Here is a 15,781-nt window from a genome sequence, read left to right as displayed (position 1 = left end):
AGACATTGCTGTGCTGACTGACCCACTGCTTTCGCGAGCAGGCTTGCTCTCACAATGATGTGTGCCAATCCTCATTTCTGAGATCCAAACCCATCCCATGTGGGAGCGGGCTCGCGAATGCGGTCTGTCAGTCAATGTTGGGGTGACTGACCCACTGCCTTCGCGAGCAAGCTCGCTCCCACAAGGGCTCCCTATTCCTCTGTGCGGCCCGTGCTTTCGCGGTCACGTTGGTAGTGGTGGGCCAGCGGCAACGCCGGCAACCACGCCTCCCGGCGTATCGTCCAGAGTTCGTAAGTGGGTTTGAACTGATCCGGCTCATCGAGCGATCCGACGTTAACCTCGACTTCATCTTCCGAACGCGTAAACACTGGAGAACCGCAGCGCGGGCAGAAGAATCGTCCGTTGTAGTCACGGGTTTCGCCGCTGACCTTGAGCGCGTCTTCGGGGAATATGGCCGAGGTGTGGAACAGCGCGCCGTGGCGTTTGCGGCAGTCGAGGCAATGGCAGATGCCGACGCGGTAAGGCTGGCCAGACACTTCGAAACGGACATCGCCGCACAGGCAGCCGCCGGTTAATTTATTCATGGTGCACCTCAGCTATTCAACTTCAAGTTAGAGATCATTCAGTCTGGAAAAGGTTTGCTCGGTTGCCACGAACGGTCTTCGCCGTGCGTCTCCCAGTCTATTAATGAGCAGAACTCATCAAGCCATCCTGTTTTACCCGTCTAGTCCTCACCAGTCAGCTCGCTTACTGTTCTCCCCACGCCCAACGGGAGATCGACATGCACAAGCGCACACTCGGCAACAGCTCACTCGAAGTATCCGCCCTCGGCTTTGGCTGCATGGGCCTGAGCCATGGCTACGGCCCGGCCACGGATACCCAACAAGCCATCGCACTGATCCGCTCAGCCGTTGACCGAGGCGTGACGTTCTTCGACACCGCCGAGGTCTACGGCCCTTACCTGAACGAGCAAGTGGTCGGTGAAGCACTGGCGCCGGTTCGCGATAAGGTGGTCATCGCCACCAAGTTCGGCTTCACCTTCGGTGACGACAATAAGCAGCAGATTCTCAACAGCCGCCCCGAGCACATTCGGGAGGCTATCGAGGGTTCGTTGAAGCGGTTGAAGACTGATTACATCGATTTGCTCTACCAGCACCGCGTCGACCCGGACGTGCCAATCGAGGACGTCGCCGGCGCGGTGAAAGATTTGATCAGCGAAGGCAAGGTCAAGCATTTCGGCCTGTCGGAGGCCGGCGCGCAAACCATTCGCCGCGCCCATGCGGTGCAACCGGTCACCGCGCTGCAAAGCGAATACTCGCTGTGGTGGCGCGAGCCCGAGCAGGAAATCCTGCCGACGCTTTGGGAATTGGGCATCGGCTTCGTGCCGTTCAGCCCGCTGGGCAAAGGTTTTCTCACCGGCACGGTGTCGGCCGAGGCCACTTACGGCAGCGATGACTTCCGCAGCATCGTCCCGCGCTTCAGCCAGTCGGCGCTGCAAGCCAATCAGGGCCTGGTGGTGTTGATCCGCCAGATCGCCGCGCAGAAACAAGCCACACCGGCGCAGATCGCGCTGGCCTGGCTGCTCGCTCAGGCACCGTGGATTGTGCCGATTCCGGGCACGACCAAACTGCATCGCCTGGAAGAAAACCTCGGCGGCGCAGATATCGCCCTCGACGCGGCCGAACTCAAGGCAATTGACTCAGCGCTGGCGCAAATAAGCATCGAAGGCGAACGTTATCCCGAGGCCCTCAAGGCGCGTGTCGGCCGATGAGCCACGATCACGATCCGCTGCGGCGCACGGTGATCGCCGCACTGGCCAGCGCCCCGCTGCTGTCGCTCGCCGACACGCAAAGCGCCAGTGAAACACCGCGCTCAGGCTCGCGGATTCTGGTCGCGTACTTCTCACGCTCCGGCAATACCCGCGTGGTCGCCGGGCTGATTCAACGTGGCCTTGGTGCCGATCTCTTCGAGATTCGCCCGGCCCGCTCCTACCCCGAGGACTATCTGCAAACCGTGGAACAGGCGCGTCAGGAGCGCGACAGCGGCTTCGAACCCGAGCTGCAAAACAAGGTTCATGCCCTCAGCGACTACGACACGATTTATCTCGGCTTTCCGATCTGGGGGGAAACCGCCCCGCCGATCATCCGCGCGTTTCTGAGCGCTCACGACTGGACCGGCAAAACGCTCATCCCCTTCAACACCCACGGCGGCTATGGCTTGGGCAATAGCCGCAGCATCCTCGTCCAGCACGCGCCGAAAGCCAAGGTGCTGGAAGGTTTTGTGATGGAGGGTGAGCAGGAGCGCAAGACCATGGAACGCGTGAACGGCTGGCTGAGCGATCACCCTGTCACGCGTTAATTGAATTTTTGTACCGAGTGACATCTTGAAAATCCGCACGCTGGCCACGGCCCCCGCGCGGCACCGCTTCACGACCTGAACGGAGTTGATCTGATGAACATCGACGTCCGCAACCACACCGCCCGCCCCGCACTCATGGCGCTCTGTCTGAGTGTCGGGGCAATGTTCAGCGTTACCACTCACGCAGCCGAGGCATCGCAACCCATGACCAGCACGCCAGCAAGCGCAGCAACTTTGTCCAGCCAACAACAATCGATTCCACTGATCGCCGCGTTCATGGCGACCAGCGACATGCCCAACCTCAACACGGCGCTCAACCAGGGACTCGATGCCGGCCTGACCATCAGCGAAACCCGGGAAATTCTCGTGCAGCTCTACGCCTATGTCGGCTTCCCGCGCAGCCTGAACGCCTTGAACGAATTGATGACTGTGGTGCAAGCGCGCAAGCAGCGCGGCATTAACGATGCGCCGGGGCGTGAACCGAGCCGGGCGATTCCGACCGGTGATGAACTGCTGGCCGCCGGCACCGCCAATCAAACGAAGATCTCCGGCGCTCCGGTCAAAGGCCCGGTGTTCGAGTTCGCCCCGGTAGCCAACCAGTTCCTGCAAACCCACCTGTTCGGCGACATCTTCGAGCGCGACAACCTCGACTGGCAAAGCCGCGAACTGGCGACCGTCGGGGCGCTGGCGGCAACGCCGGGGGTGGAATCGCAATTGCGCTCGCACATGGCGGCGAGCCTGCGCGTGGGACTCAGCGCAGCACAGTTGCACGAGGTCAGTGAACTGCTGAAAAAACACGGCGACGCGCAGACGGCTGAACGTGCAGATGGGGCGCTGAAAGAGGCACTCGCGGCTTCAAACAAGTGATCGCCCGTTTGACCTGACGCAGCAATTTCTCAAAGAAACATAGCCGGACTCAGCCAAACACTTTCGCACTGCAAGCAACTCTCGGGGGTCGCGGATCCGTGCGCAACCTGCTTTCATGGATTAATCCCGCGCCCCTCATGAGAGACTCTCATCAATGTCCCGCGCCAATCTCAACGACCTGCAAGGCGATACTTATGGCCTTAAAACGGAAATCTCAGCGAACACTGCAAACCCGGGCTCATATTGAGCATCGACATCTCGCCCCGCAGTTGGCGGGTCAGGGATTTGATGATCTTCATTCCCACGGACGAATGCTGTTTCAGATCAAACCCCGCAGGCAGCCCCGCGCCCTTATCCGTCACGTTCAACAGCACCTGACCAGCAGCCGCCTTCAGCTCGATAAACACGTCCCCCGCCGACTTGTCGGCGTAGGCGTATTTAAGGGCATTGGTGACCAGTTCGTTGAGCACCAGCGCCAACGGGATCGCCTTGTCCAGCGGCAGGATGACGTCGTCCAGGTCGATCACGAAGCGTGTTTGCGCCGAGGCTGAACCGCGCAGCCCATCGATCAACTCGGCCAGATAAATACCTGCGTTGACCGTTTCCACTTGATCGGCCTGATACAGCTTTTCGTGGACGGCGGCGATGCTCATGATCCGCCGGCTGGTATCGACGAGTGCCGCGCGGGCGACGGGATCTGCCAATTGGCGTATTTGCAGTTGGATCAACCCGATGATCAGTTGCAGGTGATTCTTCGTCCGATGGTTGATTTCCTTGAGGAGCATGTCCTTTTGCTCAAGCAGCTGATTTTTCTGCCGCAGCGAGCGCCTCAGCTCCATTTGCGCCATGACCTGTTTGGCCAACGTCACCAGGGCGATTTTCTGTTGCGGGCTCAGCTGTCGCGGGTGTCGGTCGAGAATGCACAGCGTCCCGAGGCCGTAGCCTTCCGCCGTCTCCAGCAAGCAGCCGGCGTAGAAGCGCAAACCTTCATCGGCCGTCACCAGCGGGTTGGAGCTCATCCTCGGGTCAGCGCGCAGATCGGGTATGACGGTGATGCCGGGCTGCAGAAGGACGTGACGGCAGATGGAAACGTCCAAGGGTGTTTCGCGGATTCCCAAGCCTGTTTCCGCCTTGAACCACTGGCGGTGGCGGTCTATCAGGTTCATCACCGAAATTGGCGCGTCGCAGATGGCGGCGGCCAGGCTCACGAGCTCGTCAAAAGCCGCTTCGCGTGGGGTATCGAGGATTTCATAGCCGTGCAGCACGGCAAGACGTTCGGGCGAGTCGCACGGGTCGATGAAGCTCTGCGAAATCATTAGGGCTCCAGCATAGGGAGGCACGCGCCATGGGTTCAAAACGCAAGGAATCGAATGCAGGCGTGCGGAGTGAGACAGGAAAGGAGCAGAGCATACACGCAATCGGTACCTGCCCGCCGTGCAGACTGATGCCCGTTGGTAAGCTCGCTGAATGCGACGCGGCGTCCATACTGTGGTTGTCCCGCACTGCTTTCTATCAACCCTTTCGGAGACCGACATGCCCTCCCCCGAATCCGCCCTGCTGCAGAGCTGGCACGCCAACGCCGACGCCTGGATCGACGTCATCCGCAGCGGTGCCATTGAGAGCCGCCAGCAGGTGACTGATCAAGCCGTTCTACTGGCGATCATCGGGCGTCAGCCGGCGCGTGTGCTTGATCTGGGTTGCGGCGAAGGCTGGTTGCTGCGGGCGTTGGCGGATCGGGGGATTGAGGCGGTAGGCGTCGATGGCGATGCGACGCTGGTGGACGCGGCACGTCTGGCCGGCACTTGCACCGTGCATGTCGCTGACTACGACGCGTTGGTCGAGGCGAAGGTTGATGTCGGCCGCGATTACGATTTGATCTGCGCGAATTTTTCGCTGCTGCATCAGGACATCATTCCACTGCTGGCCGCGATGAATGCGCTGTTGATTCCTGGCGGCGCCCTGATCATCCAGACCCTGCATCCATGGGCCGTTGCGGCAGGCGATTATCAGGATGGCTGGCGCGAAGAATCGTTCGCCGGGTTCAAGGGCCAGTGGCAGCCGATGCCGTGGTATTTCCGCACGTTGTCGAGCTGGTTCAATGCGCTCGACATGGCCGGGTTGCGGCTGGTCAGCCTACAAGAGCCGCAACACCCGCAAAGCCCGGTGCCGCAGTCACTACTGATGGTGGCTGAGCGCAGCTGATATCCCAAAAACACCGCTAACCCTGTAGGAGCCGAGCTTGCTCGCGAAGGCGTCGGCACAGCTTGAGCCTGTGTTGCTTGATACGCCGCCTTCGCGAGCAAGCTCGGCTCCTACAAGGGTTACGCGGTTTGCAGGATCAATCGCGGGCCGCGCAGACGATACTGCGCCAACAAACGCATGACGTAGCCGATTTTAATCAGGGTCGGGCCGAGGATAGTCAGCGCGTGCATCGCCACCAGCAGCGCAATCGGCATGTGGCCGTCATATAAGTACGCGCCGTAGATGCCAGCCAACAACATGACCAGACCGGCAACAAGGACTTTGCTCGACAGGTGCAGAACGTTCAGCGGGCTTTCGAAGAAAGTGAGCATGGTGACGGACTCCTGGGCTGTTCAGTTTTGTACCTTAACCACTTCAAGTCTCGTGCCAGTTTTATAATTCAACAAAATCAGCCACCTGCAAAAACAAGAGTCAAATTGACACAGATCAATAAAAGTCTTTTTGACTCGAACGCTTGTCATTAAGACTACATTCAAATCAAGCCATCAACGCCGTCGCCTAAAAGCAAACCAATATCATTTGCGCGACCTGCGTCCTTTTGCTTTAATCGCGACCCATTCCTATTTAGACCCGCAACGGTCACTCTGGACGCTTGCTCTGATGACGGTCGCCGATACCTCACTCGTGCAGAATCTCTACCTCAGCCATCACCGCTGGCTGCACGAGCTATTGCGTCGGCGCCTGAGCAACGCAATGGATGCCGCCGACCTTGCGCATGACACTTTCATCCGCGTGCTCAAGCGTCCGCAAACCTTCAACGGCGAAGTCCACGAACGCTCTTATCTGGCGACCATTGCCCGCGGCTTGTGCGTCGATCACTGGCGCCGTCGGCAACTGGAACAGACCTGGCTGGAAACCCTCGCCAATCGCCCACCGGCCCTGCAGCCCTCGCCCGAGCAACAGGCGATCATCGTCGAGACGCTGCTGGAAGTGGACGCCATGCTGCAGCGCCTGCCGCAGCGGGTCAGCGACGCGTTCATCCTCGCGCAATTGCACGGCATGCCCTACAAACTGATCGCCGAACAGATCGGCGTCAGCGAGCGGATGATCAAGAAATATCTGGCGCAGGCAATGATGCATTGCGCCATTCTTGAAGCCGAACTCGATGGTCTGCTGATTGAATAACGCCACGCAAACACTCAGCCACGCCAGCCTCGAACAAGCGGCGCACTGGTACGTGCAATTGCATGACGAGCCGGTCGCCGAACAGGAACATCTGCGCTGGCAGGCCTGGCTGGCACAAAGCCCTGAGCATCAGGCGGCCTGGCGTTATATCGAACGGGTTGGCCAGCGTTTTGCGCCGTTGCAGCAAGAGACCGAAGCCGTCAGCCACACCTTGCGCAGCAGCGCGCGCACGTCGATCAGCCGTCGTCAGTCGCTCAAAGGTTTGCTGATTTTGGCCGCGACCGGCATGGCCGGATGGGCGATCGAGCGCAACACGCCGCTGACGGATTCAGTCGAGCGATTGACCGCCGACCTCTCCACTGGCACCGGCGAAACCCGCGAAGCGACGTTAAGCGACGGCAGCCGCATCTGGCTCAACGCCTTGAGTGCCTTGAACGTGCGTTTCGATACGCACCAGCGCCTGCTGCAACTGCGCGCCGGCGAAGTGCTGATCGACACCGCCAAAGACCTCGGCCGAGCCTTTTGGGTCGAGACTGAACATGGCCGCATGCGTGCGCTGGGCACGCGTTTCAGCGTGCGGCAGAACGAGCACAACACCGTATTGAATGTCTACGAAGGCGCGGTCGAAGCCACTAACCGTCAGGGCGAAACCGCCGTGATTCAGGCCGGCCAGCAAATCAACTTCAGCACTGGCCGCATGAACATCACCAGCGCTGCCGATCCCTCCCGCGAGGCCTGGCGCCGGGGTGTGTTGCTGGCCGATAACCTGCCGCTGGGCAAGTTGATCGAGGAGCTCAGCCGCTATCGAGCGGGGCATCTGCATTGCGATCCGGTCGTGGCCGCGCTGCCGGTGATGGGTTCATTCCCGCTCAAGGACACCGATCAAGCCTTTCGCCTGCTGGAAGCGGCGCTGCCGATACGCATCAACAAAACCTTCGATTGGTGGGTCAGCGTCGGGCCGAAAGCCTGAGGTTTTTTTCATATCGCGGTTCCCTTTTGGTGGGTTCATTCGGTTAACCACTAGCCCCCTCATTTCGTTGATTGCCCCGGGAACTCCATGTTGCGCTCTACCCTCGCCCGCACTCGTTTTGCCTTGGCCCTGGCGTCTGCCATGCCGGCGATGTGTGCGTTAGCGGAGGGGCAGATTCAGCATTATTCGGTTGCGCCCGGTTCGTTGGTCACAGTGCTCAACCGCTTCGCCGAACAAAGCGGCGTGTTTATCGCCGGGCACAATGACCTTGCAGCAGACAAGCGCAGCCCCGGCCTCAGCGGTGACTACACGCCACAACAGGCGCTGCAAATCCTGCTCAAGGACAGCGGCCTGCAAGCCCAGCCGCAAACGGACGGCGGTTATGTTTTGCGCAGTGCAGCCATTGCAGATCCGTTGCAACTGGACGCCACCAACATTAATGGAAAAACCCACGGCGCGATCACCGAGGACACCCACGCCTACACCACCGGCGTCAGCGCATCCGTCACCGGCCTGGCGCTGTCGCTGCGCGAAACCCCGCAATCGCTGACCGTGATCACCCGCCAGCAAATCGATGACCAAGGCGCCAACGGCATCGCCGATGTGCTGCGCCGTGCACCGGGAATCAGCGTGCAGAACTACGACAGCGAGCGCTGGGAGTTTTCCAGCCGTGGCGCGCCGATCACCAATTTCCAGTACGACGGCGTCAATACCGACTACGACGGCGTCTACGATTACGGCACCACCAGCACCGACATGGCAACCTTCGACCGCGTTGAAATCATCAAGGGCGCGACGGGTTTGATGACCGGTTCGGGCGACCCTTCGGCCACGGTGAACCTGATCCGCAAACGCCCTACTCCGGTGTTCAAAGCCTCGCTCAGCGGCAGCGTCGGGTCGTGGGACAACTACCGCAGCGAAGCCGATATCTCCGGCGCTCTGAACAGCAACCTGCGTGCACGCTTTGTCGGCGTCCATCAGGAACGCAGCGCCCACGCCGATCACTACCAGAACACCAAGGACATCGCCTACGCCATCGTCGAAGCCGATCTCAGTCCGGACACTCTGCTGACCTTCGGTTTCGACCAGCAAAACACTCGCTCACGCGGCGCGAGCTGGACGGGTTTTCCGATGTTCTACAGCGATGGTTCGCGGACGAATTTCTCTCGCTCGTTCAACCCGGCCACTGACTGGAGCCGTCGCGATTTCAGTAACCAAACCTTGTTCGCTTCCGTCGCCCGACAACTGCAAAACGACTGGACACTGAAACTCAGCTACGACCGCAAACACCGCGAGCACGACACCCTGCTCGGCTCGGCCAGCGGCGGTAATCCAGATCCGGTGACCGGCGATGGCATGTTCCTCTACATGGGCAAATTCAAGGGCGACGAGGTGCAGGACAACGTCGATCTCAACCTCGGCGGGCCGTTCTCGTTGTTCGGTCGCGAGCATCAGATGATCGTCGGTTTCATGTCGATGAACACGCGCCAGAACAACCCGGTGTACGGCTCGGTTTATCCGCCGCTGGACGGCAGTATCTTCGACTGGCACGGCGAGTTCGCCAAACCCGATATCCCGCAGATCGGCACGGACGACATCAGCCAGCGCCAGACCGGCGCGTACGTCTCGACCCGCTTCAAGGCCAGCGACGACCTGGCGCTGATCCTCGGCGGACGCGTCAGTGATTTCACCGCCAGCGACCACCTCGACTACAGCGACCCGGCCACGGTCGATGTGCGCGATGGCTACCGCCAGACCGGGGTGGTCACGCCTTACGCCGGCGCGGTCTACGATCTCAACGCTACCTACTCGCTGTACACCAGTTACACGCGGATTTATCAGCCGCAACTGAGCAAGGACGCCGCGCGCCAAGTGCTCGCCCCGGTGCAAGGCGACAGCTATGAAGCGGGGATAAAAGCCGAATATTTCGACGGTCGGGTCAACGCCAGTTTTGCCGTGTTTCGCATCGAGCAGGACAACGTCGCCGAGCAGGTCAGCGGCTTCGACACGCAGGCTGTTTATCGCGCGGTGCAAGGCGCGACCACCAAAGGTTTCGAGTTCGAACTGGCTGGCGAAGTCGCCGACGGCTGGAACCTCTCCGCCGGTTACGCCTACAACCACACCCGCGATGCCAAAGGCGATCCGGTCTATGCCTCGATCCTGCAAACCACCGCGCCAGAGCAGTTAGTCCGCCTGTTCAGCAGCTATCGCCTGCCCGGTGTCTGGGAAAACCTGACCCTGGGCGGCGGCGTCAGTTGGCAGAGCGAATTCTTCGGCAACGTGTTCCAGCCCGGTGCCGATCAGAACGTGCGCATTACTCAGGACAGTTATTACCTGGTCGACGCGATGGCGCGCTACCGCTTCAACGAACATTTGAGCACCACGCTCAATGTGAAAAACCTCTTCGACAAAACCTACTACACCGGCCTCGGCAACTTCGGCACCGGCTTCTACGGCGAACCGCGCAGCCTGCAACTGGCGGCGCGCTGGGATTTCTAAAAGTGACGCATAAAAAAACCTGGCCATAGCCAGGTTTTTTGTTTTGCTCACTGATTAAGTTGGCTTAGCAGCGCTAGCCTCGACAGTTTTTGGCAAGCTGCCGCCTCTGTTTGCGCCGCGAGAGAGATATTTCCTCAAGTTAAGCGCAGGTTTCTCCACGAACTTCCAGGACAGATACGATACTGGCAATATAACCAAGGTTGCCAGCAAGGTATTCATATATGCGTTTTGCCCCTGAAACCAAACCATTTGCTGTATTGGCCACGCATAGATGTACATACCGTAAGAGAAGTCGCCGTACTTATCCATGTCGAAATGCGGCAACCGATAGACAATCATAAAAATGACATAGGTAACGGAGAAGACATAACCATATAGATAGTAGTTTGTTTTAGTCGCCAATACCGCCACCACGACAGACGCCAGTGCCAATACCCAGTTAAGTGGGATAATGGACCGATTGACCCAGAACAGGCAGCCCACAACAAAGAAACTGAGCGGATGCTCAAAGCGATCATTGCTGCCGAACACAGGCACATCCACGAAGCTTGTGCGCATCAGGACCAAGAGCCCGATCAACGCAAGGTTCGCCCGAAGCTTTCGATCAAACACACCAAAGAAACCGAAGAACAGCACCAGCAAATAGCATCTCAGCTCGACCGGGAGGGTCCAGCTAGCGCCATTAGTGGAACCAGGAATCGGGTTATTTGCAAATGCATACGGAAGGTTGTAGAGCCACTCCCACAACATTGCGTTCTTCATGTTGACCCATGGATCGGCAGCGAAATACTGCGAAAGCGGCACATTAATAGACAATGGGCCGATGACCAGAATCGCAACAAGCGAGTATACGATCACGGCCGGATAGAGCCGAAGCGCACGTGAGGCGATGAAGTCCGGGATGCTTCTTTGAGTAATGGATGCGGATACAAGATATCCACTGACGGCAAAGAAACCACCGACAGCGATCCCACCAATCCAAGTATAAGGCATGATAAAGGTTGAAATTGGGTCAAACCCGGTTCCCGTCAAGGGAAACGAATGTCCGAACAGCACCATCCAGGCAAGAGCCAGTCTCAGGATTGTGAAATTGTTATCCCTGCTCTTTTCATACCGACCAAGAAACTGGATTCCAAGCCAGTGACCACGCATAAGAATCAACCCCTATTTTTTTATAACTAAACGATTTCAAGAAAGCACAGCCGCAATGAGCCCGGGATGTTATTGGGTTTCGGTTGCTCACTCAAGAAAATACTACCGTACAGGATACATTTTCTGATAAATGAAACCTTTACACCGCAGTATTGCTGTAAACCAACGCCCGAAGCGCTTTTGCCCACAATGGACAGACCAGGGCACAAGATCAATGCCGTGTAATTTCAAAGGCTTGATCTGAACGGTTAACAAAAAACCAGCGAGAAAAGCTTTTGAGATGAGGGAGAAGGCAGCGCACGAAAAATGACGAATACGGAAAATCATCGAGAGAGACTGGATCGCCTGAGAAGTCGAACCTTCCCAGGCAATCTCGAAGGTAACTACTTGGGCACTGCGGCAGCCTTTATTTCAAGGAACCGTTTAACCAGATCTTGATACTCCTCTTCCGTGATACTTCTTACCGCCGTGTAACCCAGTACCTGAATATTGTCACCCATGGCGAAAACCGTTGGGTTTCGGTCAACAGTTACACCAACGCCCTGCCCCTCCACCATGTCTTTCTGAACAATCCCCAGTGTCAACTGCTCACTGGGTTGAAGATGCGCCTGGAATGGAACACCCACCAAAAATATCTGACACTGCTTGATGATCGGTTGAGGCGGGCCATTAACACTGTCGACTTGGCCCAATTGAATCAAACGCTGATCGTAAGCATTTTTCGTGGCCCCAGGCACCACTTGCCAGAGCTCCCCTAAAACGCCTTGATTGATAGCTTCACTGGAGGCGATCAGGCAAATTGTTTTCTGTTGATTTTCTGAAGCTGTCAGCCATCGATACATCTCGGTATAGCCTTGAACATACTTTTGCTGCTTGGGATACCAAGTATCGAAGCCGGCAAAGTAAGTAACGCCATATTTTGCACTCATGGGGTACGTTGCCAATCCCCCGCCAACAGCAAATACCAAGATATAACCCAACAGCGCTTTAAAGCCAAAACGACGCAGAAGCAGTAAGCCAAGGCCTGCGATTAACGCCCCCAGCATGGGCATCAGCAGAAAATAATGATGCGGCGCCGGACTTTGAATGTGTAGAAACAAAGTACAGGCAACAATTGTCGAGGTCAGCAAAAGAAACCAAAGATGCCGGGCCTTGCCAAAGCGATACAGCAGCACTGCACCTAAAATACTGAGCAACGGAGCAGCCGCCCCCAAAAACAGCAAGGCGACCTGTCCATCACGCTCCAGCGAAAACTTATAGGAGGAATATAAGTTCGCGTAATCATGCTGACCAAAATCTCGCGACCAATCGAACAACACCCAGCACATAAACGGCAGCGCCGAGAAGATCGCAACAATCGCGGCGACAAGCACACGCGATATCACCACGGCGCGAAGACCACGTGACGTCAACACTTCAATCACGATGAGGACCGACAGCGCGAACGCAATACCCGCCGCAGCAAATACATACCACCGACGAAACACAAACATTAAACTGAACAAAACACCCAGATTGACACTTGACCGAATCAGTGAATTTGACACCTGCCAAGGCTGGGAGTGACCATCCTTTGCCCTGAGCGCCTCGACAATCGATGAAGCACTCAACAATGCAGCAACGAACAATACTACCCCTCCGATATCCGGCATGAGGTTTAGGGTTGTTGCAAAATAAAGAGGGAGCGCTAGAAAAACTGCAAAACTTGCGAAAACCCATCGGCCGTCATTTACAACACCGCCGCCGCTCGCGGAACCGTCCACAAGACGCTTGCCAAGATAGGCAACCATTATATAAGCGGGAACCGCATAGATTGCGATAATGGACAGTGAGTAATTCACGCGGGTTGGGTACCCTGTCACTGAACTCAACAGCGCCGGCAGCACGGCCGGAAACATTGAATAATCCAACGTGTAAGTAGAAGAGAAAACGCCAACCGCCTGCTTCCAGGCTCCTGCATTGATTAGCTCATACAACAACTCGGTTTTCGACCAATAATTTCTGAGATCCCAAAAAAACACAAATGACGTTTTACTGTGTATGTAGTACCCCAGCAAACAAAGACCTAAAAGAACAAGAAAACAACTACCAACGGTGAGCAGCGACGAAGCTTTCCGAGGCGCCGCTGAACCAGACCTGAAAAAATCAAGATTAAAATACAACCCAAACAGAACTACGAGAAACCCTGCACACAGAAGCATTATCTTACCGAGATAATCGACGTATGCATGGCCACTGGGAATCTGGAAACCGACAATCGTTGAGCCGTAACCGGAAATGCTACCCGGCGTTCCCCAACCCAGCTTGACCTCTATGGATGACACACCTGCATCCATGCGGATCTTCTTCTTGATCCATTTATCCTTGAGGAAATCTGCCTGGGTAATACTCAACGTTTTCGAATAGCCCAGCTTGCCTTGCGAATCAAAGGCATTGACCTCGATGGAAAGACCGTTGCTTTCGATAAGCTTGCCGTCTGGCTGAAGCAAAGCAGCAGGAGGCTTGGCGATCATGACTTGCACTTGCTTGGGAGAGGAGGCAAATGTAGCAACCAGCGCATTAGGTACCACAATTGACTCAAAAGCAGGATGCATATCGTAGCCGGCCACTGCTCGATTCCACACCCGCTTCTGGACAGGTTTTATCTCGCCTGAATGCGTGCCGTTCGAATAGTTTATTTGAGCGAAATCTGCAGACTGGAATTCAGGTGATGACGAGGTGTACAGCGCCACTCCAAACAAAGCGACAAGACCCAGAAGCCAATATTTGATAGCACCCGTTTCTTTAAGTGCCGCTCGGAAAAACCAACCCGCCGAACCACAAACAACAAAAACCAGAACAACGGCAATCCAACGAACGCTAGAATGAAAACTCTCTAACGCTTGAAAAAAAACGGAAGAGATCAACCCCAAAATTAAAATAGCGAAGACACAACTTACAATTCTTTTAATACCTAACACCACGCCACTCCATTTCTCTGTCCTGAGACCATCTTCTTGCCCGGTGCTTTTATAAAACCACCCTATCAATCTGGCTTAACCGAACCCAGGCCAGAGGAAAAAACAAAAAAGCGCGTCAAAATATACATTGAACCTGTGTAACAAACTGCAGCCCCTATTTGCGCCAACACTGGCGGAAATTGCAGCGGCCCTAGCAATACATGCAAAGCCATGAAATTCAAGGCAAAGGCGATCAAAAAAGCAATCAAATAGCGAATGCTTTCGGCTACAAAGCTACCGTTACTGCGAAACACTATTTTTTTCGACAAGATAAAACCGCAAACAAAACCGACTGCATATCCTGCGATATTTGAAGTGAATGGCGAGACGCCAAACCACATCAATGTAAACATTACTGAGAAGCCGACAAGGGTATTAAACAGACCACTGCCCATGTACCGACGAATATAAACCGATTCTGCATACCACTTGGACATCACGTCGCCTCCTCAGCTACAACACTCACACGCACGGATGCGTTTATTCGCGATGCGATCAACCAGCAACTACTCATCGGCATCTGCTTTTTTCCACGTTGTGCCGCCGATAATGAACTGCTGTCTGCGATTCAGTTTCAAATAAGTTCTGCCCAGATATTCTCCGACCATGCCGATGCACAATGTTTGAATTCCGCCAATAAAGAGAACCACTGCAATCAAAGATGCCCAGCCTGGAGGAAACTCAGGATGCAGCAACTTGGCCACCACGACAAACACCACCATGACCAGACTCAGCGCCGCCAGGCCAAAGCCCATATAGGTTGCGAACCTGAGTGGCAAAATGGAAAAACTCGTCGCCATTTTCATCCACAATGACAATAAGCGACGGAAGTTATAATTGCTTTCACCTTCGTGCCGCGCTTGGTGCACGATGTCAACGGAAGTAATGGACTGAGTAACGTCCAGAATCAAACCATCAATATAGGTATAAGGACCGTCGTACTTGATAATTTCTTCAACCACTTCACGTTTCAAAGCCTTGAATGACGACAGGTACAAGCCCTTGGGCTTACCTAGCAACAGTGTCGCAACATAGTCATTAAAGCGGCTGCCGGCCTGCTTCCACCAGGCATGCTGACGGTTCAGATACTTTGTGTAGCAAACGTCGTGACCGTCCTTCAAGGCACGCATCAAATCGCCGAGAGCACTGGGAGGATGTTGCAAATCATCGTCCATGATCACAACCATACGACCGCGGACGTTATTGAGCCCCGCCATGATTGCGTTGTGTTGTCCCGCGTTCTTTCGCAGGTTGATTCCACGGACGAAGGCGTTATTCGAAGCCAATGTCTGTATGACACTCCAGCTGTTATCAGGGCCGGCATCATTCACCAGAATCAGTTCAAAATCGTCTGCAAGACCCTCCTGGGTCATGGCCTCGTAAACTTGCTGAATCAACACCGGTAGAATAGTTGCACTGCCATATACCGGAACAACTATAGAAAGCTCCAGAGACCTGTTATTTGCATCCATAATCTACAACACTCCGCCTTCACTGCTCATTCTATAATCTGCTCTTAGCGTGTTTTGCTTTACGCCCGCCAATACAT

General features: G+C 55.9%; 14 protein-coding genes. 7 read left to right on the top strand and 7 right to left on the bottom strand.

Features of this window, described 5'->3' with window-relative positions; genetic code table 11:
• Positions 1-191 precede the first annotated feature (191 nt).
• On the bottom strand, positions 192-584 hold the full coding sequence (locus ACP3TY_RS09520) for a GFA family protein (protein ID WP_426619822.1): 393 nt from the start codon (positions 582-584) through the stop codon (positions 192-194).
• 197 nt (positions 585-781) lie between these two features.
• Between ACP3TY_RS09520 and ACP3TY_RS09515 the strand changes: the two genes are divergently transcribed.
• The 3 genes from ACP3TY_RS09515 to ACP3TY_RS09505 all read left to right on the top strand — a co-directional run bounded on the left by ACP3TY_RS09515 (position 782) and on the right by ACP3TY_RS09505 (position 3,225).
• Positions 782-1,771 (top strand): aldo/keto reductase, encoded by a 990-nt coding sequence (locus tag ACP3TY_RS09515; protein ID WP_426619821.1) that lies wholly within the window; start codon positions 782-784, stop codon positions 1,769-1,771.
• The gene (locus ACP3TY_RS09510; RefSeq protein ID WP_426619820.1) at positions 1,768-2,358 is read left to right on the top strand and encodes a flavodoxin; all 591 of its coding nucleotides are present in this window, start codon (positions 1,768-1,770) and stop codon (positions 2,356-2,358) included. Before ACP3TY_RS09515 ends, ACP3TY_RS09510 begins: the two co-directional genes overlap by 4 nt.
• Before the next feature lie 93 nt (positions 2,359-2,451).
• Positions 2,452-3,225, top strand: a complete 774-nt coding sequence (locus ACP3TY_RS09505; RefSeq protein ID WP_426619819.1) for a carboxymuconolactone decarboxylase family protein — start codon at positions 2,452-2,454, stop codon at positions 3,223-3,225.
• 200 nt (positions 3,226-3,425) lie between these two features.
• Here the strand turns inward: ACP3TY_RS09505 and ACP3TY_RS09500 are convergent, their stop codons facing one another.
• Positions 3,426-4,580 (bottom strand): sensor histidine kinase, encoded by a 1,155-nt coding sequence (locus ACP3TY_RS09500; protein WP_426619818.1) that lies wholly within the window; start codon positions 4,578-4,580, stop codon positions 3,426-3,428.
• A 178-nt stretch (positions 4,581-4,758) separates the two neighbouring features.
• Here ACP3TY_RS09500 and ACP3TY_RS09495 point away from each other — a divergent pair, with 178 nt between their 5' ends.
• Positions 4,759-5,427, top strand: a complete 669-nt coding sequence (locus tag ACP3TY_RS09495) for a class I SAM-dependent methyltransferase (RefSeq protein ID WP_426619817.1) — start codon at positions 4,759-4,761, stop codon at positions 5,425-5,427.
• Positions 5,428-5,546: 119 nt separating this feature from the next.
• Here the strand turns inward: ACP3TY_RS09495 and ACP3TY_RS09490 are convergent, their stop codons facing one another.
• Positions 5,547-5,798 (bottom strand): transmembrane sensor/regulator PpyR, encoded by a 252-nt coding sequence (locus tag ACP3TY_RS09490; RefSeq protein WP_212549246.1) that lies wholly within the window; start codon positions 5,796-5,798, stop codon positions 5,547-5,549.
• Between the two features lie 289 nt (positions 5,799-6,087).
• On the opposite strand from ACP3TY_RS09490, the gene ACP3TY_RS09485 reads away from it, so the two are divergent.
• The 3 genes from ACP3TY_RS09485 to ACP3TY_RS09475 all read left to right on the top strand — a co-directional run bounded on the left by ACP3TY_RS09485 (position 6,088) and on the right by ACP3TY_RS09475 (position 10,081).
• Entirely contained in the window at positions 6,088-6,612 is a 525-nt protein-coding gene (locus ACP3TY_RS09485) for a sigma-70 family RNA polymerase sigma factor (RefSeq protein ID WP_159815664.1), read from the top strand.
• On the top strand, positions 6,605-7,582 hold the full coding sequence (locus tag ACP3TY_RS09480; RefSeq protein WP_426619816.1) for a FecR domain-containing protein: 978 nt from the start codon (positions 6,605-6,607) through the stop codon (positions 7,580-7,582). Before ACP3TY_RS09485 ends, ACP3TY_RS09480 begins: the two co-directional genes overlap by 8 nt.
• Before the next feature lie 141 nt (positions 7,583-7,723).
• The gene (locus ACP3TY_RS09475) at positions 7,724-10,081 is read left to right on the top strand and encodes a TonB-dependent siderophore receptor (RefSeq protein WP_426620448.1); all 2,358 of its coding nucleotides are present in this window, start codon (positions 7,724-7,726) and stop codon (positions 10,079-10,081) included.
• Between the two features lie 54 nt (positions 10,082-10,135).
• Here the strand turns inward: ACP3TY_RS09475 and ACP3TY_RS09470 are convergent, their stop codons facing one another.
• The 4 genes from ACP3TY_RS09470 to ACP3TY_RS09455 form a co-directional block, all read right to left on the bottom strand.
• A complete protein-coding gene (locus ACP3TY_RS09470) occupies positions 10,136-11,233 on the bottom strand; it encodes an acyltransferase family protein (RefSeq protein ID WP_426619815.1) in 1,098 nt (365 codons plus the stop codon).
• Between the two features lie 383 nt (positions 11,234-11,616).
• Positions 11,617-14,193 (bottom strand): hypothetical protein, encoded by a 2,577-nt coding sequence (locus ACP3TY_RS09465; protein ID WP_426619814.1) that lies wholly within the window; start codon positions 14,191-14,193, stop codon positions 11,617-11,619.
• Between the two features lie 65 nt (positions 14,194-14,258).
• A complete protein-coding gene (locus ACP3TY_RS09460) occupies positions 14,259-14,669 on the bottom strand; it encodes a GtrA family protein (protein WP_426619813.1) in 411 nt (136 codons plus the stop codon).
• A gap of 69 nt (positions 14,670-14,738) precedes the next feature.
• Positions 14,739-15,704, bottom strand: coding sequence for a glycosyltransferase family 2 protein (locus ACP3TY_RS09455; RefSeq protein WP_426619812.1), 966 nt, complete (start codon positions 15,702-15,704; stop codon positions 14,739-14,741).
• Between the last annotated feature and the right edge of the window lie 77 nt (positions 15,705-15,781).

The organism is Pseudomonas rustica (genome assembly GCF_049959085.1).
GTDB lineage: Bacteria > Pseudomonadota > Gammaproteobacteria > Pseudomonadales > Pseudomonadaceae > Aquipseudomonas > Aquipseudomonas rustica.
The sequence above is the reverse complement of the archived record's forward strand: the minus strand, read 5'-3'. Positions and strand labels throughout refer to the sequence as shown.

Coding starts and splice junctions, on each gene's coding strand:
- ACP3TY_RS09510 (WP_426619820.1), top strand. CDS start 1,768: ATGAGCCACGATCACGATCCGCTGCGGCGCACGGTGATCGCCGCACTG.
- ACP3TY_RS09515 (WP_426619821.1), top strand. CDS start 782: ATGCACAAGCGCACACTCGGCAACAGCTCACTCGAAGTATCCGCCCTC.
- ACP3TY_RS09460 (WP_426619813.1), bottom strand. CDS start 14,669: ATGTCCAAGTGGTATGCAGAATCGGTTTATATTCGTCGGTACATGGGC.
- ACP3TY_RS09475 (WP_426620448.1), top strand. CDS start 7,724: ATGCCGGCGATGTGTGCGTTAGCGGAGGGGCAGATTCAGCATTATTCG.
- ACP3TY_RS09495 (WP_426619817.1), top strand. CDS start 4,759: ATGCCCTCCCCCGAATCCGCCCTGCTGCAGAGCTGGCACGCCAACGCC.
- ACP3TY_RS09485 (WP_159815664.1), top strand. CDS start 6,088: ATGACGGTCGCCGATACCTCACTCGTGCAGAATCTCTACCTCAGCCAT.
- ACP3TY_RS09520 (WP_426619822.1), bottom strand. CDS start 584: ATGAATAAATTAACCGGCGGCTGCCTGTGCGGCGATGTCCGTTTCGAA.
- ACP3TY_RS09490 (WP_212549246.1), bottom strand. CDS start 5,798: ATGCTCACTTTCTTCGAAAGCCCGCTGAACGTTCTGCACCTGTCGAGC.
- ACP3TY_RS09505 (WP_426619819.1), top strand. CDS start 2,452: ATGAACATCGACGTCCGCAACCACACCGCCCGCCCCGCACTCATGGCG.
- ACP3TY_RS09455 (WP_426619812.1), bottom strand. CDS start 15,704: ATGGATGCAAATAACAGGTCTCTGGAGCTTTCTATAGTTGTTCCGGTA.
- ACP3TY_RS09470 (WP_426619815.1), bottom strand. CDS start 11,233: ATGCGTGGTCACTGGCTTGGAATCCAGTTTCTTGGTCGGTATGAAAAG.